Genomic DNA, 19,980 nt, shown 5'->3' with positions numbered 1-19,980 from the left:
CCAGGACTCTGCGAACCTGAGGTCTCATCGGTTGCGCTGGCGGATCGCCCGGGCCATCTCCCGCTTGTCCTGCTGTTCCTTCAAGGTCTGGCGCTTGTCCCAGTCCTTCTTGCCGCGCGCGAGCCCGATCTCGATCTTGGCTCTGCCGTCCTTGAAGTACAGCGACAGCGGCACGATCGTCAGCCCGCCCTCCTTGACCTTGGCGGCGAGCTTGTCGATCTCCTTGCGGTTGAGCAGCAGCTTGCGCTTACGGCGGGCCGCGTGGTTGGTCCACGTCCCCTGGGAGTACTCGGGGATGTGGACGTTGAGCAGCCACGCCTCGCCGTCGTCGATGGAGGCGTAGCCGTCGATGAGCGACGCCTTGCCCGCGCGCAGCGACTTGACCTCGGTGCCCTGCAGCACCAGACCCGCCTCGAAGGTGTCCTCGACGTGGTAGTCGTGGCGGGCACGCTTGTTCTGGGCGATGAGCTTGCGCCCGGTCTCACGTGGCATGCTTCGACCTTACCCGGGTTCGTCAGACCCTCAGGTAACGGCGAAGCGTTACGAAGGACGCGAGCACACAGATCACCACGCCGATGATCATCGTGAGCGTGATGACCCACGCCACGTCGTTCCAGCCGAGCTGGCTGTTGGCGGCGAACGCCGAGGTCGTCCCCTCGAACAGGAAGACCTTCGCCACGATCAGCATGACGGCCGCCACCACGCCGCCGACCAGGCCCGCGATCATGCCTTCCATCACGAACGGCAGCTGGATGTAGATGTTGGAGGCGCCGACCAGCCGCATGATGCCCGTCTCCCTGCGCCGGTTGAACGCCGACAGCCGCACCGTGTTGCCGATCAGCAGGATCGCCGCGAGCACCAGGATCAGCGCCACCGCCAGCGCGGCGTAGCGGAGCTTCTCGAGCATCCCGAAGAAGCTCTCGAGCTGGGCCCGCTGGTCGACGACCGTCGAGATGCCCTTCATCCCCTGCGCGGCGGCGATCACCGGCTGGTACTTCTCGGGATCCTTCAACTTGACCCGCAGCGACTCGGGCATGTCGTTGACGTCGACGACCTGCGCCAGGATCGACGAGGCCGACTGGGTCCGCTTGAAGTTGTCGAAGGCCATCTTCTGGGTCTCGTAGGTGACCTCCTGCACGTCGGGCAGCGCCTTCAGTTGCTGCTGCAACTGCTCACGCTCGGCCGCGCTGACACCCTTCGGCGACGCCTTGCAGTTGGGGAAGGGAGAGTCCTTCTTGCACAGGTAGACCGAGATCTCGACCTTGTCGAACCAGTAGTCCTTCATCAGGGAGACCTGCGCGCTGATCATCAACCCGACGCCTAGCAGCGCCATGGCGACAGCCACGGTGACGATCACCGCGATTGTCATGGTCAGGTTGCGACGGAGGCCGATCCAGACCTCGGAGAGGATGAAGTTCGCCCGCATGTTCTGCCTATAACTCCTGTCAGTACGCCTGGCCGTAGACGCCACGCGACTGGTCGCGGACGATCTTGCCGTCCTCCAGCTCCACGACCCGCTTCCGCATGGAGTCGACAATGGCGGCGTCGTGCGTCGCCATGACGACAGTAGTGCCGGTCCTGTTGATCCGGTCGAGCACCTTCATGATGCCGATGCTCGTGGCGGGGTCGATGTTGCCCGTCGGCTCGTCGGCGAGCAGGATCATGGGCCGGTTGACGAACGCGCGAGCCATCGCGACCCGCTGCTGCTCGCCACCGGACAGCTCGTCGGGCATGCGGTGTGCCTTGCCCTCCAGACCGACCAGCTCGATCACCTCGGGCACCACCTTGCGGATGAACCGCCGCGGCTTGCCGATGACCTCGAGCGCGAACGCCACATTCTCGTAGACGTTCTTGTTCGGGAGCAGCCGGAAGTCCTGAAAGACGCAGCCGATACGGCGGCGCAGGTGCGGCACCTTGAAGTTGGACAGCCTCGCGAGATCCTTCCCGGCGACATGGATGGCGCCGGAGTTGGGCTTCTCCTCCTTGAGGATCAGCCGCAGGAAGGTGGACTTCCCGGATCCCGAGGGACCGACGAGGAACACGAACTCGCCCTTGTCCACGTCTACAGACACGTGGTCGAGAGCGGGCCTGTTCTGGTTCGCGTAGACCTTGGTCACATTTTCGAAATGGATCACGAGCGCATCACGACGTGCCAGTCTAGGGGTCGGGACGGAAGCGAGGGTGGCACATACCCACTTCCTGCCGCCCGCCAGCGGGGACGCCCGTCTTTACTGATGATCGACGTTCCGCTTGGCTGCAGGACAGTCTAGGGGGAAGACTGGCATGGAACGTCCATAACGGAAACAAAACGATTTCGTTGCCTGAGAACCGTCTACAGTGGATGGTGACATGAGTTGCGAACACCTCGTCTGCGCCCAGTGCGCGCACCCCGTCATCGAGGGACGCTGCGCGCTGTGCCGCGCCAATCGTGAGCGCATGCACCAGCACGGGATCTCCCCGATGCTGATCCTCATCGCCCTGCTGACCCTGCTGTTCCTCGCGCTCGCGCTCCAGCACGTGGTCGGCTGACCCTCCGGTACGGCAGGCCGCCCCGGCACGCGGCACCGCCCGACGCATGCGCGGACGCGCCACGCTTCTGCACGGCACCTTCGCCATGCTTCCGCACGCCTTCCTCGCCACGCTGCGCACGACCCCTTCGGCACGCCTGAGACGGCTCTACCGGGCCTCACCGCGACCGTGCCGGCATCGCGCCTGCCCGCGAGCCGCCGCGCCCGTATGCCACCGCCACGCACCCGCCACCCATGCACCCGCGCCCGCACGGCTCCGAGGCGGCTGGGCGGGACGAAGGCAGGCGCCGCATCCCTCGCCCACGCGTCCTCGTCCGAGCGAGTCACGCGCCCTGAGTTCGGCCCACGTGGCGACGAATGTGAGGCGACACGCGTGAGGACCGACGCGCGTGAGGACCGACGCGCGTGAGCAGACACCCGTATCGACGCGCGTGAAGTGACGCGCGTGAAGTGACGCACGTGAGGATCGACGCACGTGAGGATCGACGCACATGAAGTGATGCCCGTGAGGATCGACGCCTGTTGAGGGGCGCCGTGACGGCGGGATGGGGCGCCGCTCGAGGAGCGTCCCTTGGACGGGCGCCCGCCGGTGACCACGGGGGCGCCCTCCCGTGCGTGCCGTGAAGACGCAGCCACGGGAACGCGGGCGGCTAGGCTTCCGCGGTCTCCTGGCGGCGCATCCAGCGGATCTCGCTCTCGATGAAGTCGTCGAGGTCGCCGTCGAGCACCGCCGACGGGTTGCCCGCCTCGTGACCCGTGCGCAGGTCCTTCACGATCTGGTACGGGTGCAGCACGTAGTTGCGGATCTGGGTGCCCCACGACGTCGTCGAGGCGCCGCGCAGCTCCGACATCTTCTCCGCCTCCTCCTGCCGCTTGCGCTCGAGCAGCTTGGCCTGCAGCACGTTCATCGCCGAAGCGCGGTTCTGCAGCTGGGAGCGCTCGTTCTGGCAGGAGACCACGATCCCCGTCGGGATGTGGGTGATGCGCACCGCGGAGTCGGTGGTGTTGACGCCCTGGCCGCCGGGACCGCTGGAGCGGTAGACGTCGACGCGCAGGTCGTCCTCGTTGATCTCGATGTGGTCGGTCTGCTCGACGACGGGCACGATGTCGACGCCGGCGAACGAGGTCTGGCGGCGGCCCTGGTTGTCGAAGGGGCTGATGCGGACCAGGCGGTGGGTGCCGTGCTCGCCGCGCAGCGTGCCGTAGGCGTAGGGCGACTTGACGGTGAACGTCGCCGACTTGATGCCCGCCTCCTCGGCGTAGGAGGTGTCGTAGACCTCCGTGGCGTAGCCCTTGCGCTCGGCCCAGCGGAGGTACATGCGCAGCAGCATCTCCGCCCAGTCGGCCGCGTCGACGCCGCCCGCCTGCGAGTTGATGGTCACGAGCGCCTCACGCGCGTCGTACTCGCCCGACAGCAGCGTGCGGACCTCCATCGCGCCGATGTCGGAGCGCAGCGCGGCCAGCTCCTTGTCGGCCTCGGCCCTGGTGTCGGCGTCGTCCTCCTCGGCGGCCAGCTCGAACAGGACGCTCAGGTCGTCGATCCTGCGGCCGAGCGCCTCGACGCGGTTGAGCTCGCCCTGCAGGTGGGACAGCTTGCTGGTGACCTTCTGCGCCTGCTCAGGGTCGTCCCACAGATCGGGCGCGGCGACCTGCTGCTCCAGCTCCTCGATCTGCTTGCGCATGGAGTCGAGGTCGAGAACGTCCTGAATGCTCCGCAGCGTGCCCGCGAGCGCGTTGATCTCTTCTGCCGGATCGATGTCTGCCACGTCTACCAAGGGTACGCGACCTGTGCGCACCCCATAACATGGCCAGGTGCGTGCATACGGGTGGCGGGGATGGCCGGCTCTCGCCGTCGGCCTGCTGGCCGCGGTGACGGGCTGTTCCGGCTCTGCCGCTCCCGAGCCCTCGCCGGTGGCGGCCACCTCGTCCGTCAGCGCCGTTCCCACCACCGCTCCCGGCGTGTCGCTGAGCGAGGCGGCCAACGCCTTCAACGAGTACGTCCTCACCGACAGCCTGCTGCGCGCCGCCGGCGACAGGCGTCTGGCCAGGGAGATCACCCGCGACGGCCGCACCGATCTGGTCAACGCCGAGTACGCCTCCACCCGCGACAGTCCGGTCCGCTACACCTGGGGCACGCCGTCCTTCCTCGTGCCCCGGCTGCGTCCCGACGAGCCGTTGTGGTTCACCGCCGTCGTCCCGCGCGGTGACCAGACCGCCGTGCTCACCTTCGCCAAGGGCACCGACTGGCGGCTGAGCTCGCTGTCGCTGCTGTTCCCCGGGCAGAAGCTGCCCGAGGTCAAACGCGACGCGGCCGGCTACGCCGAGGTCGTCGGTCTCGACGACCAGAGCGTCCAGATCAGCCCGCGATACGTCGCCCCGCTCCACGCCACCATCGCCGAACGCGGCCCGGCGGGCATCGCGGCCAACCTCGTCGCGCCCGGCCCCTACACGACCGAGACCGCGACGGCGATCGCCGACAACCGGAGGACCGCCAAGACCGACGGGTTCCGCTACGACTCGATCTTCAGCGCGGCCGAGTACCCCGTCTACGCGCTGCGGACCGCCGACGGCGGCGCGCTGGTCCAGTACTCCCTGCTGCGCACGACGTCGATGAACAACATGCTGTTCGTCAGCCCGTACCTGCCCGTCCCGCCTTCGGGACGGTGGGCGCTGACCGGCTCCTACCGGCAGACCCTGAAGATCTACGAGACGCAGCAGTACGTCGCCGTGGTGCCGCGCTCCGCCGCGGCCACGGTGGTGGGCTACGACGGCGCGATCACGCGGGCCACCGGCAGCTGAGCTCGTCCGCGCCGTCGCCACGGTCAACGGGTGACGACCGCCGTCACCAGGGCGAAGGACAGATACCTGCCCTGGTCGGCCTCCAGCATCGCGATGGTCCGCTCCGCGGCGTCCCTGTCGGTGGCGCCGTGCTCCAGGCAGGCACGTGTCCACAGCAGCCAGTCGTGCCAGCCGCCGGGCTGCAGGCGCGCCGAGGTCACGGTGACCAGCTCGGTGATCTCCCACTGGAAGCGCCACCACTCGGCGGTGTGCCAGGCGATGGCCTCCCACCCGACCAACTCCTTGATGTGCGGCGGGATGGCGCCCATGTCGCGGACCTCGCGGGTCATGCCGGGGGTGGCGATCCCCAGCCGGCCGCCGGGTTTGAGGAAGCGGGTGATGTAGGCCAGGTAGCTGTCGGCGGTGCCGAAGTACTCGTAGGCGTCGATGCTCACGACCGCGTCGAAGGACTCCTTCTCGAACGGCAGCGCGTGCGCCTCCGCCCCGACCGCCTTCACCTGGCCGGCCACGCCCGCCTCGGCGAAGACGGCCTCGGCCTTCTCCGGGGCGATCCACAGGTCGGCGGCCACGACGTCCACGCCGAACTCGCGGGCGAGGAACACCGAGGTCGCCCCCATCCCCGACCCGAGGTCCAGGACCCGCATGCCGGGCTTGAGGTCGAGATCGCGGGACAGGTCCTCGAGCAGCCACAACGGGTTGGGGCCCATGTCCAGGCCGACCAGCCATGCGGGGTCGTAGCGGGAAGAGAGCGGGTAGTCGTCGGGGCGCACGAGGGCGCGAAGCGCTGTCACAGCGTGTCATGACAGCACGGTGAGCCGGACACCGGCAAACCCTTATCCCACTCCGGGGATGGGCGCGGGTCAGGGGGTCCTGCGGTAGCGCGTCATCGGGCCGAGCAGGCCGGGCACCGACTCGAAGGCGGTCATGCCGAGCCGTTCGACGACCGCGACGGAGGCGGCGTTGCCCTCGTCGATCTCCGCCAGCACCTCGGGAAGGCCGAGGTCGCCGAGCGCGTGCTCGACGACGGCGCGGGCCGCCTCGGTGGCGTAACCCTTGCCCCAGGCGCCGGGCGCCAGGCTGTAGACGATCTCGGGGCCGAGGTCCTCCAGCGGCCGGAGCCCTGCCGTACCCACCAGATCGGTCCTGCCCTTCTCCCGCACCAGCCACAGGCCGTACCCGTCGGTGGCGAAGCCGCGGACGCTCTCCTCGATGACCTCGGTGACCTCGGCCGGGGACAGGACGGCCCCGTCGAACAGGAACCGCCGCACGTCCGGGTCGGTCCAGTGGACGAGCAGCTCCGCGTGCTCCTGGGGGCGCACCGGGGTCAGGGTGAGGCGATCGGTCACGAGAGTGTGGTCCACGCCCGCCAGGCTATCGGGGCGCCCGGTCGCGCTCATGTCCTTTTCGACGGCGGCCGAACGCCTCGTTATTGACAACGGCACATGGAGAAACGCTACAATCGGAGTTGTAGGTTTCCTCTTGGAGGACAGGCATCCCGGGTGACCAGGAGGCCCCGGGGATCTTCGGAGGTGGACACGATGCTGCTCACGTCGATCGACCCGTTCGTGCAGGAGTTCGAGCGCCAGTTCGACCGCCTGACCCGCCAGACCGCCCAGGGCAGCGGTGCGATCATGCCGATGGACGGGATCCGCCGCGCCGACGATGTGGTGCTGCGGTTCGACCTGCCCGGCATCGATCCCGACTCCATCGAGGTCACCGTCGACCGCGGCGTCCTGACGGTGACCGCGCGACGCGAGGAGGAGTTCGGTGAGGACGAGCGCGTCTTCGTCCGCGAGCGGGTGATGGGCACCTTCACCCGGCGCGTCTACCTGTCGGAGCACCTCGACGCCGAGACCGTCGAAGCCGCCTACAACAACGGCGTGCTGGCCGTCCGGATCCCGGTGCTCGAGCGCGCCAAGCCGCGCAAGGTGGCCGTCCAGCAGACCGGCGACACCTACAAAGCGATCAAGAGCTGACACACGGGACGGAGCGGGCGCGGCCCCGTCGCGGTGAACGGCACCGCGGCGGGGCCGCCGGTCTTTGCCCGCGGCCAGTCGGCACCAGGAGGAACGACCATGAACCTGCCCTTCGACGACGAGCACGCGGCGCTGTTCACGGTGGGTCAGGTCGCCTCGATGCTCCAGGTGCAGCAGGCGTTCCTGCGCCGCATCGACGACCACCAGGTGGTCTCGCCCCAGCGCTCGGCCGGCGGGCAACGCCGCTACAGCCGCCATGAGATCGGCCGCATCCAGCAGGTCGTGGTGATGATGGACCAGGGGATGACGCTGCCGGCCATACGCCTCATCCTCGACCTGCAGCTCCGGCTCATCGAGGTCACGCGGGAGCGCGACGAGCTGGCCCGCGTGCTGGCCGAGCTGAGGGCCGAACGTCGGCCCCCGGCGCACCCCTGACCACAGCGCCGACCGGACGCGTCCCCGACCCCGTACGGCCCGGCCGGCAGCAGCCCGGGACGCGGGTACGCGCCCCGGGCACATGACCGCAGACCGTCAGGACTCCGGCTCGGCGTGCGGCGGCAGGCTGCTCGTGGCCACCAGCGTGCGGACCGCCCGCAGCGCCACCGACAGCGTCGCCAGGTCGAAGTTGTCGCTCTCCCAGATCTCCGACAGCGTCTGCTTGGCCCGGGAGACCGCCGCCGAGTTCACCTCGGTCCAGGCGGCCAGCCGCTCCTCGGGCGACGATCCCGGCGTGCTGTGCGCCAGGACGTCGTGGGTGAGGGAGGCGTGCGCGGCGTACAGGTCGTCGCGCAGCGCCGAGCGGGCCATCGAGTTCCACCGGTTGTCCCGGGGCAGCGCGATGACGCGCTCGCGCAGCCGGGCCAGCTGGAGCCGGTCGGCCAGGTCGAAGTAGACCTCGGCGACCTCGTTGACGGGGCGTCCCGTCAGCGAGGAGATCTCGACCAGGTCGAAGGTGGAGTAGGCCGGCACCATGGCCGCCACCCTCTCGGCCAGCTCCAGCGGGACGCCGCGGGCCACGAAGCTGTCGCGGCGCTCCTCGTAGGCCAGCAGGTCGGGCCCGGTCAGGAGCTTCGGCAGGTGGGTGAGCAGGCCGTCGACGCCCTTGACGAAGAAGTTCACCGAGGCCGCCAGGTCGAGCGGCGGACGCCGGTTGCTGAGCAGCCAGCGGGTGCCGCGCTCGGCGAGCTTGCGCGCCTCCAGGAGCATGGCCAGCTGGGTACGGGTGTCGACCCTGTTGTCCAGCGCCTCGACGCCGCGCTGGAAGCTGGCCAGGTCGAAGACCTCCCTGGTCACCAGGTAGGCGCGGACGATGTCCTGGGTGGAGGCGCCGGTCTCCTCACCGAAGCGGAACATGAACGTGGTGCCGGCCGAGTTGACGAGCTCGTTCACCACGCAGGTGGTGATGATCTCGCGGCGCAGCGGGTGGGCGTCCATGTAGCTGCGGAAGCGCTCGCGCAGGGCGGACGGGAAGTACGACACCAGCCACGAGGCCAGGTACGGGTCGTCGGGCAGGTCGGTGCCGAGCAGCTCGGCGTCGGCGACCAGCTTGGTGTAGGCGAGCAGGACGGAGAACTCGGGCGCGGTGAGCCCGATGCCCTGCTGGCGGCGCTCGGCGAGCGTCTTGTCCGACGGCAGGAACTCCAGCTCCCTGTTGACCAGCCCGTCGCGCTCCAGGCGGCGCAGGTAGCGGGCGTGGATGTGGAGCATCTCCGGCGCCTGGGCGCGGGCGGCGGCGAGGACGACGTTCTGCGCGTAGTTGTCGCGCAGGACGAGGCCCGCGACCTCCTCGGTCATCGAGGTGAAGACCTGGTTGCGCTGCTTGTCGGTGAGCTCGCCGTCGCGCACCACCTGGTCGAGCAGGATCTTGATGTTGACCTCGTGGTCGGAGGTGTCGACGCCTGCCGAGTTGTCGATGAAGTCGGTGTTGACCAGCCCGCCGTTCAGGGCGAACTCGATGCGGCCGAGCTGGGTGAAGCCCAGGTTGCCGCCCTCGCCGATCACCTTGCAGCGCAGGTCGTTCGCGTTGACGCGCAGCGAGTCGTTGGCCTTGTCGCCGACGTCGGCGTTCGACTCGGACGACGCCTTGACGTAGGTGCCGATCCCGCCGTTCCACAGCAGGTCGACGGGCGCCCGCAGGATCGCGCTGATGAGGTCGTTCGGCGTCATGGAGATCGCGTCGGACGGGATGTCCAGCGCGTCCCGCATCTGCGGGGTGATCTGGATCGACTTGGCGGTACGCGGGAAGACGCCGCCGCCGGCCGCGATCAGCTCGGGGTCGTAGTCGGCCCACGAGCTGCGCGGCAGCTCGAACAGGCGCTGCCGCTCGGCGAAGGAACGGGCGGCGTCCGGGTCGGGGTCGACGAAGATGTGGCGGTGGTCGAAGGCGGCCACGAGGCGGATGTGCTGCGAGAGCAGCATGCCGTTGCCGAACACGTCGCCCGACATGTCGCCGATGCCGGCCACGGTGAAGTCGGTGCTCTGGATGTCGACGCCGGTGGTGCTGAAGTGGTACTTCACCGACTCCCACGCGCCACGCGCGGTGATGCCCATGGCCTTGTGGTCGTAGCCGATGGAGCCGCCGGAGGCGAAGGCGTCGCCCAGCCAGAACCCGTACTCGGCCGAGACGCTGTTGGCGATGTCGGAGAACGTCGCCGTGCCCTTGTCCGCCGCGACGACCAGGTAGGGGTCGTCGCCGTCGTGCCGTACGACGTCGGCGGGCGGCACGACCTTGCCGTCGACCAGGTTGTCGGTGAGGTCGAGCAGGCCGGAGATGAACATCCGGTAGCAGGCGATGCCCTCGGCCATGACCTCTTCGCGCTTGCCGGAGGCCGGCGGGCGCTTGACGACGAAGCCGCCCTTCGAGCCCGTGGGCACGATGACGGTGTTCTTGACCATCTGCGCCTTGACCAGGCCGAGGATCTCGGTGCGGAAGTCCTCCATGCGGTCGGACCAGCGCAGGCCGCCGCGGGCGACCTTGCCGAAGCGCAGGTGGACGCCCTCGACGCGCGGCGAGTAGACGAAGATCTCGTAGCGCGGGCGCGGCAACGGCAGCACGCTGATCGCCTGCGGGTCGACCTTCAGCGAGATGTACGGCTTGCGCTGCCCGTCGGGCGTGCGCTGGTAGTAGTTGGTCCGCAGCGTCGCCTGGATCATCTCCAGGTAGGCCCGCAGGATCCGGTCCTCGTCGAGCGAGGCGACCTCGTCGAGCGCGCCCAGGATCTCCTCGTCCAGCGCCGCGCTGAGGTCGGCCCGCACGTCGTCGGAGCGCTTGGGGTCGAGCCTGGCCTCGAACAGCCGCACCAGCAGCCGCGCCAGCCGTACGTTGTTGACCAGCACGCGCTCCATGTAGCGCTGGCTGAAGGTGCTGCCGGCCTGGCGCAGGTACTTGGCGTAGACCCGCAGGATCTCCACCTGCTCCCAGGTCAGGCCGCCGGCCAGGACGAGGGCGTTGAAGTTGTCGGCCTGCACGGCGCCGGTCCACAGCGCGCGCAGGGCGTCCTGGAACAGCCGCTTGAAGTCGTTGCGGTCGACGTCCGGGGACGGCGTGTAGCGCAGCCCGAAGTCGTAGATCCAGGCGTTCTTGGTGGCGGGGTCGGTGTCGCGGTCGATCTCGTACGGCCGTTCGTCGACCACCTCGACGCCGAGCCGCTGGATGAACGGCAGCATGTGGGACAGGGAGATCGGCGCGCCGAGCTTGTAGATCTTCAGCCGCCGCTCGCCCTCGCCCGCGTCGAAGGGCTCGTACAGGTTGAGGCCGATCTCGTCGTCGGGCTTGCCGGCCAGTTCCTCCAGGCGGCGCAGGTCGGCCACGGCCATCTTCGGCGGGAAGTCGGCCTTGTAGCCCTCGGGGAAGGCGGCGTGGTAGCGCCTGACGAGCCGCGGCGCCTCCTCCTCCGAGGTCATCTCGCCGATGGCCGCGGCGAGGTCGTCCTCCCAGGACCTGGTGATCGCGGCGAGCCTGGACTCCAGCTCCTCCAGGTCCACGCCGGAGTGCGGCAGCGGCGTGCCGCGCTCGCCGCGGACGACGACGTGCAGCCGGGCCAGCGCGGACTCGCCGATCATGGCGCTGTAGTCGAGGGACGAACCGCCCAGCGCCTTGAGCAGGACGTCCTGCATCCGCAGCCTGACCTTGGTGGTGTAGCGGTCACGCGGCAGGAAGACCATGCACGAGATGTAGCGGCCGTAGTCGTCGCGCCGCATGAACAGCTTGACCTGCTTGCGCTCGCGCAGGCGTAGCACGCCGAGCGCGATCGGCAGCAGCTCGTCCACCGGCGTCTGGAACAGCTCGTCGCGCGGGTAGGTCTCGAGGATCTCGATGAGGTCCTTGCCGTCGTGGCTCTCGGGGGTCAGCCCCGCCTTGTCGAGCACCTCGGCGAGCTTGCGCCGCAGGACGGGGATCCTGGAGATCGACTCGTTGTAGGCCACGTGGGTGAACAGGCCGAGGAAGCGCCGCTCGCCGATCACCTCGCCCTCGGGCGAGAAGACCTTGACCCCGACGTAGTCGAGGTAGGCGGGCCGGTGCACGGTGGCACGGGAGTTGGCCTTCGTGATGATCATCAGCTGCTTCTCGCGGGCCTTGGCGCGCACCTCGGGCGGCAGGGCGGAGAAGCTCTGGGAGCCGGGCTTGTCGTCGCGCAGGATACCGAGGGCGGCGCCGGGCACCGCGCGCAGCGCGTCGCCCTGCTCGGACGCCTCCAGCCGGTACTCGCGGTAGCCCAGGAAGGTGAAGTGCCCGTCGGCGAGCCAGCGCAGCAGGTCGATGCTGTCCTCGACCTCCGCGGGCTCCAGCGGCGGCGGGTTCATCGACAGGTCCTCGGCCGTCTGCACGGCGACCGACCGCATCTTGCGGAAGTCCTCGACGGCGTGCCGTACGTCGGACAGCACGCGCTGGAGCTCGGTCTCGAGCGACTTGAGCACCGCGGGGTCGGCCTGCCGGTCGATCTCGATGTGCATCCACGACTCGACCAGCATCATGCCGGTGACGGCTTCCTGCTCCTGGGTGAGGATGCGGCCGGTCATGTCGCGGCGGACCCGCAGCTGCGGGTGGACCACCAGGTGGACGCCGATGTCGTGCCGGTCGAGCTCCATGGTGACCGAGTCGACGAGGAACGGCATGTCGTCGGTGACCACCTCGACGACGGAGTGGCCGGGGTCCCACCCGTTCTCCTCCACGGAGGGCGTGTAGGCCCTCACCAGCGCCCTGCCCTGCGGTCGCACCTCGGCAAGCTGCCGGTGCGACATCGCCGGGCCGTAGATGTCGACAGGATCACGGTCGAGAAGGTCCTCGGCCGCCACGTGCCGGTAGTACACGCGCAGGTAGGCCAGAGCCTCCTCGGGGCTCCCGTGGTCTCCGCTGCCCGCCGCGCAGATCTGCGCGGCGTTCTGGAGCAGCTCGTCCTTGGCCTCGTCGAGCGGCATTTCGCTCTCACTCCTTTGTGAGGGTTCGCCATATCGGATGCTGGTCACAACCAGCCTCTTAGTTCCCAAAGCAGGGGAAAATAGTGCAAGCGCGTACGTTCCCGCAGGTACGGCGCGCCTGTCGAGCCGCCAGTGCCCGACTTGGTGCCGATCTGCCGTTCGACCATCTGGACGTGACGCATGCGCCACAGCGCGCACGTCTCGTCATGGGTGAGCAGATCCTCGGCCAGTTGCCACAGGTCGTCGTACGACCGGCGGTCCCTCGCCACGACCAGCAACGAGGCCATGACCTCCTCGTCGGAGACCGGGAGGCCGCGCTGGGAGAGGGCGGTGAGGTAAGCATCCCACAGGGTGGGTTCCTCCAGCCGCCTGCGCAGCCTGGCGAGTTCGCCGTCGCCGGCGCGTACCCGCTCGAGGAACCGGGGATCCTTGGCTCCCGACAGGAACTCCAGCTCGCGGAACTGGACCGACTGGAAGCCGCTGGCCGGTGCCAGCTTCGAGCGGAACTCGAGGAAGTCCTGAGGGGTCATCGTCTCCAGGACCTCCACCTGCTCGACGAGGACACGCTCGACGGCGTGAACCCGTTTGAACAGGTGTCTGGCATGCCAGAGCTCACCCGCCGTCATCGCCGTCCTGGCGCCCTCCAGCTCGTGGAGCAGCAGCTTGAACCACAGCTCGTAGACCTGGTGGACGGTGATGAACAGCAGCTCGTCGGGCACGGACGACTGGGGTTGCTGCTGCTCGAGCAGGCTGGGGAGCCGGAGGTAGCCGCCGTAGGACAGGCGTGCGCCCTCCTCGCCGAAACTCCGGTCAGGAGGCATCGCTCCTGTCCCCACCACCGGGCACCTCCCCCACAAGCCCGGTCCTCGTTGACCGGACGTACCCGATATCACCCGAAAAGCCCACAGACGTCAACGTGACATCGGTATCGGGGGGTCGTCGTCCTCTGACGCCGTGGCCTGGAGCTTGAGACTGTCGAGCAGATCGGGAACCTCCTGCAGCTCCCGCAGCTCGGCCTGACAACGCGCGCACGAGTCGAGGTGGCGCTCGAACGACGGAAGGTCCGCCTCGTCAAGGACTCCGAGCACGTAGGCCGCCACCTCTGGATGCATCAGCCGGCAACCCCCTTGTCCCGCAGCAGCCCCCGCAGAGCCCTGATCCCGTAATAGAGCCTGGACTTGACCGTGCCCGGCGGGATCCCCAGAATCTCCGCCGCCTCACTAATCGTACGATCCCTGAGATAAGTCTGCTCGATGACCTCACGGTGTTCTCGCGACAGGCCGCGCAGCGCGTCGGCGACCACGATCGCCGACAGCGCCCGATCGCAGCCGTCGGAGACGGCGACGGTGTCCGCCTCGGGCGGTTCGACCTCGGGCGGCCGGGCGCTTCTCCGGCGCCTTCCGTCGATCACGATGCGGCGGGCCACGGTGAGCAGCCACGCCCAGACAAGACCGGGCTCCCACTGCAGCCGGTCGGAATGACGCCAGGCCCTGACCATCGTCTCCTGCACGACGTCCTCGGCCCACTGCAGGTCGTTTCCTGTGGTCTTGCGCACGTGGCGGAGCAAAGGCCCGCCGAACTGCTCATAGAGCGCCTGTATTCGGTGCTCCATGTCGTCGAGGTGACCTAGCACGGGGCACATCTTTACACCTTCGTTATCGCCTCGGTAGCCACTCCGATAACTCCAGTCATTTCTGACTATCTCGTCACTTGCCGTGAACTCCGGCGGTCGGAAGCGCGTACCTCCGACCATGCACAGGCTTCTACGCCGCATGCCCGCCGCCGGCGAGCTGCTCCTGCTGGGCGGCTTCGCCGTGGCGGCCGCGGTCACGGTGCTGCTGGTCATGCCGGGGCCCGCCGCTCTCACCTCGCCGGTGGCGCCGACCACCTCCGACCAGGATCTGCTGATCAAGGTACGGCAGGCGGGCCTGTGGGAGATCCCCACGGGGCAGCAGGCCCAGCAACGGGCGCTCAGCCGGCGGGTGAAGGACGTCGGCAAGCACCTCGTCGAGGACCATCTGAAGCTCGACAAGGAGGTCATCGCGGTGGCCTCCCGCCTCGGCGTGGTGCTGCCCAGCCAGCCCACACCCGACCAGCAGCGCTGGATGGCCCAGCTGTCCGCCAAGAGCGGCACCGCCTACGACAAGGACTTCGCGAACCTGCTGCGGGCCGCCCACGGCAAGGTCTTCAGCGTGATCGCCCTGGTCCGGGCCGGCACCAGGAACGACGAGATCAGGAAGTTCGCCACGACGGCCAACGCGTTCGTGCTCAAGCACATGACGTTGCTGGAGAGCACGGGGCTCGTCGACTACGAGGCGCTGCCCGAACCTCCGACGCCTTCGCCCGCTCCCGTCGCCATGGCGGCGGCCGATTCAAGGAGAGAGAACCAGTGATCGCATCCAGACGGCTGGCCGCGGCCATGTCGTCGCTGGCCCTGGTGGCCGGCGGCATGGTGTCCGCGGCCGTCATCCCCGCCCTTCCCGCCTTCGCCGACCACTGCGACCCCGCCGGACACCCCGAACAGAACCGGCAGGGCCAGAACCGGCGCCGCGGCCAGGACGACCAGGGGCAGGGCCAGAACCAGGGGCGTTCCCGCCCCGCCCCCTCCCCCACCGCGTCGCAGGGCGGCGGCGACTGCGCCGACCTCGGCCCGTTCGTGACCGACTTCGTCGACATCCGCGCCGTGCCGCCGGGCGGCGACATCCTGGCGGGCCCCAGGTCCGGTTCGCGCGGCACGTTCGTCTCCCAGTGCGGCACGAACGGCAACCGCCACAACAACCCCGACAACTTCATCGTCGCCCCCGGCGTCTCCAACGGCGCCCACCACCTGCACGACTACGTGGGCAACCTGTCCACCGACGCCTTCTCCACCGACCAGTCGCTGGCCGCGGCGGGCACCACGTGCCGCTTCGGCGACAGGTCCACCTACTTCTGGCCCGTCCTCAGGAACAGGAAGATCGACGACAACGTCGGCGACCCGGACGGCAACGTGGGCCAGGTGCTGCGCCCCCGCCAGGTGATCATGCAGTTCTGCGGCAACGCGGCGAGCCGGGTCAGCGCCATGCCCCTGTTCCTCCGGATGATCACCGGTGACGCGAAGGCGGCCACGAACGGCGGCGCCGACGCGCGCGCCGCGTGGACGTGCGCCGGCTTCACCGACCGCGTCACCACCAGGTACCCGCTGTGCCCACGCGGGAGCCTGGTGCTGCGCGTGCTGGACTTCCCGAGCTGCTGGGACGGGCAGAACACCGACAGCGCAAACCACCGGACCCACGTGGTCTTCCCCGGTCAGGGCGGTGCCTGCCCGCAGGGCGCCAGGGCGATCCCGCAGCTGCGGATGATCCTCGCCTACAGCGTCCCGCAGGGCCCGTCCTACGCCCTCGACGCCTTCCCCGAGCAGCTGCACAACCCGGTCACCGACCATGCCGACTTCGCCAACGTCATGCCGGACCGGCTGATGGCCTTCGTCGTGAACTGCATCAACCGCGGCAGGCGCTGCTAGCTCGTCCGTCGACGACTTCCCGGGCGGCACACCTCACCCATCTCCTGGGAGGGAATCGATGCTCCACCGCAAGCAGCCGCGCCACGCGGGGCTGGACGCCAGGCGGCTGCGCCTGGGCGCCACCGCGTCGCTGACGGCGCTGATCCTGTCGGCCGTCGCGCTGGCCCGCACCGAGCGCGGGATCCAGCTGCTCGCCGGCGGCCTGGGTTTCCTGGAGTTCTACGTGGGCGTGTTCGCCCTCGTCACGCTGACCGCCACCGTCGCGCTCGGGCTGGTCGCCACCGAGCGCGTCTTCCTCACCCCGCCCAACCGGGTCCGCGCCCAGCTCGTCCACCGGGTCGCGGCGGCGGCGGGGATGGGCTTCCTGCTCGCGCACGCCGCGCTGAAGTCGTCCTCGCTGACCGGGCTGGCGGCGCTGGCCCTGTTCGCGCTGGCCGCGACGACGGGGATGGCGCGCGGCTGGTTCGCCCGCACGCCGCGACCGTGGCTGTGGCGGGTGCTGCACGGCGCCGCATACCTGGCCTGGCCGGTCGCCGTCCTGCACGGGCTGACCGCGGGCCGTACGCCTGCCGGGTGGGTGGCGTGGTCCTACGTCGGCTGTCTGGCGGCGGTCGTGTCCGCGCTGCTGGTCAGGGCGGTGGCGACGCTGCGCCGGCCGCCTGCCGTTCCGGAGGCCGTGGCCGAGCCCAGGGTGGGCGAGCGGGTCGCGGGCGAGCTGGTCGTGGGCGAGCTGGTCAGCCTCGACGACCTGCGCCGAAGGAGGGCGGGATGATCCCGCACCGGGTGCCGCGCGTGCTGCGGCTGGCGCCCGCCAGGCTCACCGCGGGCCTCGACCACTGCAGGCGGCTCGACCTGCCCGCGCACCGGGCGCTGCACGGCGAGCCGGCGCGGCGCGACCTCGACGCGCTCATCGCCATGGCCGAGGGGGTGGACCTGCGCGGTCGCGGCGGGGCCGCCTTCCCTTTCGCGCGCAAGCTCCGCGCGGTGGCTCCCGGCGAGCGGGTGGTGCTGGTCAACGCCGTGGAGGGCGAGCCCGCCAGCGCCAAGGACGCGATGCTGCTGGTCCGCGCCCCGCATCTGGTGCTGGACGGCGCGCTCCTGGCGGCCGAGGCGCTGGGGGCGCGCGAGGTGGTCGTCGCCGCCGTCGAGGGGGACGTCGCGCACGCGTCCATGATCGCGGCCATGGAGGAACGGCGCGCGGCGACCGTGTCGGGAGCGGCCGAGCGGTACGGCGGGCGGATGCGTGTGGCCGGCCTGCCCGAACGGTTCATCAGCGGGGAGGGCGGCGCGCTCGTCCGCGGCGTGAACGGGCTCGACGCCGTCCCCGCCGGGCGGCGGCGCAGGGCGACGGAGGAGGGCGTCGGCGGCCTGCCCACGCTGCTGTCGAACGCGGAGACCTTCGCCCAGCTCGCCGTCCTGTCCGAGCTGGGCCCGATCGGGTACGCCGAGGTGGGCACGCCGCGCGAGCCGGGCACCGTCCTGCTCACCGTGGGCGGCGAGGCGGTCGTCGAGGTGATGACCGGCGTCCCCCTGGCCACCGTGCTGGAGGAGTGCGGGCTCGACCCGGGTGAGGGGGTGCTGGTCGGCGGCTACCACGGGGCGTGGCTGAGCACGCGGGCCGCGCAGGCGGCCGTGGTCTCCCGCGAGGGGATGCGGCTGGCGGGCGGCGTGCTGGGGGCCGGCATCGTGGTGCCGCTGCCCGCGACGACCTGCCCGCTCGGCGAGGTGGCCAGGGTCGCCGCCTACCTGTCCGCGCAGTCGTCGGGGCAGTGCGGCCCGTGCCGCCTCGGGCTGCCCGAGGTGGCCAGGGCGCTGTGCGCGCTCGCCGAGGGCGCCGGTTCGGCCGACGAGGTGCGGCGCGCCGTCCGCACGGTGGAGCGCAGGGGCGCCTGCTTCCACCCCGACGGGACCGCGAGGTTCGTGCTGTCGGCGCTGGAGGCCTTCGCCGCCGACGTCGAGCGGCACGAGGAGCGCGGCTCGTGCGGGCGGCCCGTCCGGGGCGCGCTGCCGCTGAAGGAGGCCGGGCAGGAGCCGCGCTACCGGCTCGACGTCGACTGGACCCGCTGCCAGGGCCACGGCCTGTGCGCGCACCTGCTGCCGGAGTTCGTGGAGCTGGACGGCCACGGCTATCCGTCCTTCCGGCAGGTGCCAGGGTGGATGGGCAGGGAGGCACGGAGGGCCGTGGAGATGTGTCCTGCTCTCGCCCTCCGGCTGGTGCCGGGCCAGTGATAGGAACGTGACCAACCGGCCGCTCCTTTCGTGCGTCTCACCCTTCGGTTCAGCAGGACTACAGGGAGATCACATGGACCGCCGCAGCTTCCTCCGCACCGCCGCCTTCGGCGCGCTGGGCACGTCCTCCGCCGTGGCCGCTCCGGCCGCGAGCGCGCCCGACTGGACGGCGCTGGGCAGGAACCTCGACGGTCGGCTGGTACGGCCGGGCGACGCCGGTTACGACGCCGCCCGCCGCCTCTACAACCCCACCTTCGACACGGTCAGGCCGCGCGGCGTCGCCTACTGCGCCACGCCGGCCGACGTCGCCGCGTGCCTGGCCTTCGCGCGCAGGGAGCGCGTCCCGCTCACCTCCCGCTCCGGCGGCCACTCCTACGCGGGCTGGTCCACGGGCCCTGGCCTGGTCGTCGACGTGTCGCGGATGAACACCGTCAGCTACCGCTCGGGCCTGGCGACCGTCGGCGCGGGCGCCAAGCTGATCGACGTCTACGACGGGCTGAACGCCAGGGGCGTCGGCATCCCCGCCGGCAGCTGCCCGACGGTCGGCATCGCCGGGCTCACACTCGGCGGCGGCATCGGCGTCGTGTCCAGGAAGTACGGCCTGACCTGTGACGCGCTGGAGTCGGTGCGCATCGTGACGGCGGACGGGCGGGTGCTGACCTGCGACGAGAACAACCACAGCGACCTGTTCTGGGCGTGCAGGGGCGGCGGGGGCGGCAACTTCGGCGTGGCGGTCTCCTTCACCTTCCGCACCCACCCGGTCGGTGACGTCACCGTGTTCTTCCTGCACTGGCCCTGGTCGAAGGCGGTGTCGGTGGTGAAGGCGTGGCAGTCGTGGGCGCCGGCGGCCCCCGACGCCATGTGGTCGACCCTCCACCTCACCCGCGCGGGCGGCGACCTCGACGTGCAGGTCGCCGGGCTGTACGTGGGCGGCAGGACGGCCTGCGCGAAGCTGCTCGACGGCCTGGTCAGGGCGGCGGGAACGCCGTCGTCCCGGTACGTGGTGGAACGCACCACCATGCAGGCCAACATGATCATGGCAGGTTGCGCCGGCAAGACGGTCGCGCAGTGCCGCCGGATGCCCCGTGAGGCGTTCGTGGCCACCTCCCATCTCGGCTACGCGAAGCTGTCCACCGAGGGGGCCAAGGAGCTGGCGGCACGCGTCGCGCGCCCCGGCGGCCACTCGGTGCTGCTGGACGCCATGGGCGGGGCGATCGGCAGGGTGCGGTCCGACGCGACCGCCTTCCCCCACCGGCAGGCGCTGTTCAGCGTGCAGTACTACGCCGAGGGCTCGGACCGGGCATGGCTGCGCGGCACCCGCGAGGCGATGGGGCCTTACCTCGGCGACCACGCGTACGTGAACTACATCGACCCCGACATCACGCAGTGGCGGCAGGCCTACTACGGGGCGAACGCGGCCAGGCTGGCGGCGGTGAAGGCGGCCTACGACCCCGGCCGGCTGTTCGCCCTGCCCCAAGGGGTGTGACCGGCGATCTTCGAAAATGGGATGATCTTCATCGGGCCCGGG

Annotated in this window: 19 protein-coding genes; 9 read left to right on the top strand and 10 right to left on the bottom strand. The window is 70.1% G+C overall.

Going from position 1 to position 19,980, the window contains the following annotated elements; translation table 11 throughout:
* Positions 1-24 precede the first annotated feature (24 nt).
* The 3 genes from smpB to ftsE are packed head-to-tail and all read right to left on the bottom strand — an operon-like array spanning position 25 to position 2,135.
* A complete protein-coding gene (gene smpB, locus ABZX22_RS20580; RefSeq protein ID WP_354911263.1) occupies positions 25-492 on the bottom strand; it encodes an SsrA-binding protein SmpB in 468 nt (155 codons plus the stop codon).
* A 22-nt stretch (positions 493-514) separates the two neighbouring features.
* Positions 515-1,426, bottom strand: a complete 912-nt coding sequence (gene ftsX, locus ABZX22_RS20575) for a permease-like cell division protein FtsX (RefSeq protein WP_354911261.1) — start codon at positions 1,424-1,426, stop codon at positions 515-517.
* Between the two features lie 19 nt (positions 1,427-1,445).
* Complete coding sequence (gene ftsE, locus ABZX22_RS20570; RefSeq protein ID WP_354911258.1) at positions 1,446-2,135, bottom strand: cell division ATP-binding protein FtsE; 690 nt, start codon at positions 2,133-2,135, stop codon at positions 1,446-1,448.
* Between the two features lie 214 nt (positions 2,136-2,349).
* On the opposite strand from ftsE, the gene ABZX22_RS20565 reads away from it, so the two are divergent.
* A complete protein-coding gene (locus tag ABZX22_RS20565) occupies positions 2,350-2,529 on the top strand; it encodes a hypothetical protein (RefSeq protein WP_354911255.1) in 180 nt (59 codons plus the stop codon).
* Positions 2,530-3,178: 649 nt separating this feature from the next.
* Here the strand turns inward: ABZX22_RS20565 and prfB are convergent.
* Positions 3,179-4,294 (bottom strand): peptide chain release factor 2, encoded by a 1,116-nt coding sequence (gene prfB / locus ABZX22_RS20560; RefSeq protein WP_354911253.1) that lies wholly within the window; start codon positions 4,292-4,294, stop codon positions 3,179-3,181.
* Positions 4,295-4,340: 46 nt separating this feature from the next.
* Here prfB and ABZX22_RS20555 point away from each other — a divergent pair, with 46 nt between their 5' ends.
* Positions 4,341-5,327 carry a hypothetical protein gene (locus tag ABZX22_RS20555; protein ID WP_354911251.1) on the top strand — a complete coding sequence of 329 codons (987 nt, stop codon included), beginning with the start codon at positions 4,341-4,343 and terminating at the stop codon, positions 5,325-5,327.
* 23 nt (positions 5,328-5,350) lie between these two features.
* Here ABZX22_RS20555 and ABZX22_RS20550 read toward each other — a convergent pair whose 3' ends face one another.
* Together ABZX22_RS20550 and ABZX22_RS20545 are read right to left on the bottom strand one after the other, a co-directional pair.
* Positions 5,351-6,118, bottom strand: a complete 768-nt coding sequence (locus tag ABZX22_RS20550; RefSeq protein WP_354911249.1) for a methyltransferase domain-containing protein — start codon at positions 6,116-6,118, stop codon at positions 5,351-5,353.
* Positions 6,119-6,187: 69 nt separating this feature from the next.
* Positions 6,188-6,688: a GNAT family N-acetyltransferase gene (locus tag ABZX22_RS20545; protein WP_354911246.1), complete on the bottom strand. Its 501-nt coding sequence runs from the start codon at positions 6,686-6,688 to the stop codon at positions 6,188-6,190.
* 177 nt (positions 6,689-6,865) lie between these two features.
* On the opposite strand from ABZX22_RS20545, the gene ABZX22_RS20540 reads away from it, so the two are divergent.
* Complete coding sequence (locus ABZX22_RS20540; RefSeq protein ID WP_354911244.1) at positions 6,866-7,303, top strand: Hsp20/alpha crystallin family protein; 438 nt, start codon at positions 6,866-6,868, stop codon at positions 7,301-7,303.
* 99 nt (positions 7,304-7,402) lie between these two features.
* Positions 7,403-7,738, top strand: coding sequence for a MerR family transcriptional regulator (locus tag ABZX22_RS20535; RefSeq protein ID WP_354911241.1), 336 nt, complete (start codon positions 7,403-7,405; stop codon positions 7,736-7,738).
* 96 nt (positions 7,739-7,834) lie between these two features.
* On the opposite strand, the gene ABZX22_RS20530 is transcribed toward ABZX22_RS20535, so the two are convergent.
* The 4 genes from ABZX22_RS20530 to ABZX22_RS20515 form a co-directional block, all read right to left on the bottom strand.
* Positions 7,835-12,721, bottom strand: coding sequence for an NAD-glutamate dehydrogenase (locus ABZX22_RS20530; protein ID WP_354911239.1), 4,887 nt, complete (start codon positions 12,719-12,721; stop codon positions 7,835-7,837).
* Positions 12,722-12,765: 44 nt separating this feature from the next.
* Positions 12,766-13,542, bottom strand: coding sequence for a tryptophan 2,3-dioxygenase family protein (locus ABZX22_RS20525; RefSeq protein WP_354911237.1), 777 nt, complete (start codon positions 13,540-13,542; stop codon positions 12,766-12,768).
* A 90-nt stretch (positions 13,543-13,632) separates the two neighbouring features.
* On the bottom strand, positions 13,633-13,833 hold the full coding sequence (locus ABZX22_RS20520) for a zf-HC2 domain-containing protein (protein ID WP_354911235.1): 201 nt from the start codon (positions 13,831-13,833) through the stop codon (positions 13,633-13,635).
* A complete protein-coding gene (locus tag ABZX22_RS20515) occupies positions 13,833-14,363 on the bottom strand; it encodes a sigma-70 family RNA polymerase sigma factor (RefSeq protein WP_354911232.1) in 531 nt (176 codons plus the stop codon). Before ABZX22_RS20515 ends, ABZX22_RS20520 begins: the two co-directional genes overlap by 1 nt.
* Positions 14,364-14,472: 109 nt before the next feature.
* Here ABZX22_RS20515 and ABZX22_RS20510 point away from each other — a divergent pair, with 109 nt between their 5' ends.
* The 5 genes from ABZX22_RS20510 (at position 14,473) to ABZX22_RS20490 (ending at position 19,938) form a co-directional block, all read left to right on the top strand.
* Positions 14,473-15,114 (top strand): DUF4142 domain-containing protein, encoded by a 642-nt coding sequence (locus ABZX22_RS20510; protein WP_354911229.1) that lies wholly within the window; start codon positions 14,473-14,475, stop codon positions 15,112-15,114.
* On the top strand, positions 15,111-16,223 hold the full coding sequence (locus tag ABZX22_RS20505; protein WP_354911227.1) for a DUF1996 domain-containing protein: 1,113 nt from the start codon (positions 15,111-15,113) through the stop codon (positions 16,221-16,223). The genes ABZX22_RS20510 and ABZX22_RS20505 overlap by 4 nt, the downstream gene beginning before the upstream one ends.
* A gap of 58 nt (positions 16,224-16,281) precedes the next feature.
* A complete protein-coding gene (locus ABZX22_RS20500; RefSeq protein ID WP_354911224.1) occupies positions 16,282-16,995 on the top strand; it encodes a hypothetical protein in 714 nt (237 codons plus the stop codon).
* Complete coding sequence (locus tag ABZX22_RS20495; RefSeq protein WP_354911222.1) at positions 16,992-18,452, top strand: NADH-ubiquinone oxidoreductase-F iron-sulfur binding region domain-containing protein; 1,461 nt, start codon at positions 16,992-16,994, stop codon at positions 18,450-18,452. The genes ABZX22_RS20500 and ABZX22_RS20495 overlap by 4 nt, the downstream gene beginning before the upstream one ends.
* A gap of 73 nt (positions 18,453-18,525) precedes the next feature.
* Entirely contained in the window at positions 18,526-19,938 is a 1,413-nt protein-coding gene (locus ABZX22_RS20490) for an FAD-binding protein (RefSeq protein WP_354911219.1), read from the top strand.
* Positions 19,939-19,980 lie beyond the last annotated feature (42 nt).

The organism is Nonomuraea sp. NPDC003804 (assembly GCF_040610675.1).
Taxonomy (GTDB): Bacteria; Actinomycetota; Actinomycetes; order Streptosporangiales; family Streptosporangiaceae; genus Nonomuraea.
This window is presented reverse-complemented; position numbering and strand designations above follow the sequence as displayed.

Coding starts and splice junctions, on each gene's coding strand:
- smpB (WP_354911263.1), bottom strand. CDS start 492: ATGCCACGTGAGACCGGGCGCAAGCTCATCGCCCAGAACAAGCGTGCC.
- ftsX (WP_354911261.1), bottom strand. CDS start 1,426: ATGCGGGCGAACTTCATCCTCTCCGAGGTCTGGATCGGCCTCCGTCGC.
- ABZX22_RS20565 (WP_354911255.1), top strand. CDS start 2,350: ATGAGTTGCGAACACCTCGTCTGCGCCCAGTGCGCGCACCCCGTCATC.
- ABZX22_RS20540 (WP_354911244.1), top strand. CDS start 6,866: ATGCTGCTCACGTCGATCGACCCGTTCGTGCAGGAGTTCGAGCGCCAG.
- ABZX22_RS20535 (WP_354911241.1), top strand. CDS start 7,403: ATGAACCTGCCCTTCGACGACGAGCACGCGGCGCTGTTCACGGTGGGT.
- ABZX22_RS20530 (WP_354911239.1), bottom strand. CDS start 12,721: ATGCCGCTCGACGAGGCCAAGGACGAGCTGCTCCAGAACGCCGCGCAG.
- ABZX22_RS20525 (WP_354911237.1), bottom strand. CDS start 13,542: ATGCCTCCTGACCGGAGTTTCGGCGAGGAGGGCGCACGCCTGTCCTAC.
- ABZX22_RS20520 (WP_354911235.1), bottom strand. CDS start 13,833: ATGCATCCAGAGGTGGCGGCCTACGTGCTCGGAGTCCTTGACGAGGCG.
- ABZX22_RS20515 (WP_354911232.1), bottom strand. CDS start 14,363: ATGTGCCCCGTGCTAGGTCACCTCGACGACATGGAGCACCGAATACAG.
- ABZX22_RS20510 (WP_354911229.1), top strand. CDS start 14,473: ATGCACAGGCTTCTACGCCGCATGCCCGCCGCCGGCGAGCTGCTCCTG.
- ABZX22_RS20500 (WP_354911224.1), top strand. CDS start 16,282: ATGCTCCACCGCAAGCAGCCGCGCCACGCGGGGCTGGACGCCAGGCGG.
- ABZX22_RS20495 (WP_354911222.1), top strand. CDS start 16,992: ATGATCCCGCACCGGGTGCCGCGCGTGCTGCGGCTGGCGCCCGCCAGG.
- ABZX22_RS20490 (WP_354911219.1), top strand. CDS start 18,526: ATGGACCGCCGCAGCTTCCTCCGCACCGCCGCCTTCGGCGCGCTGGGC.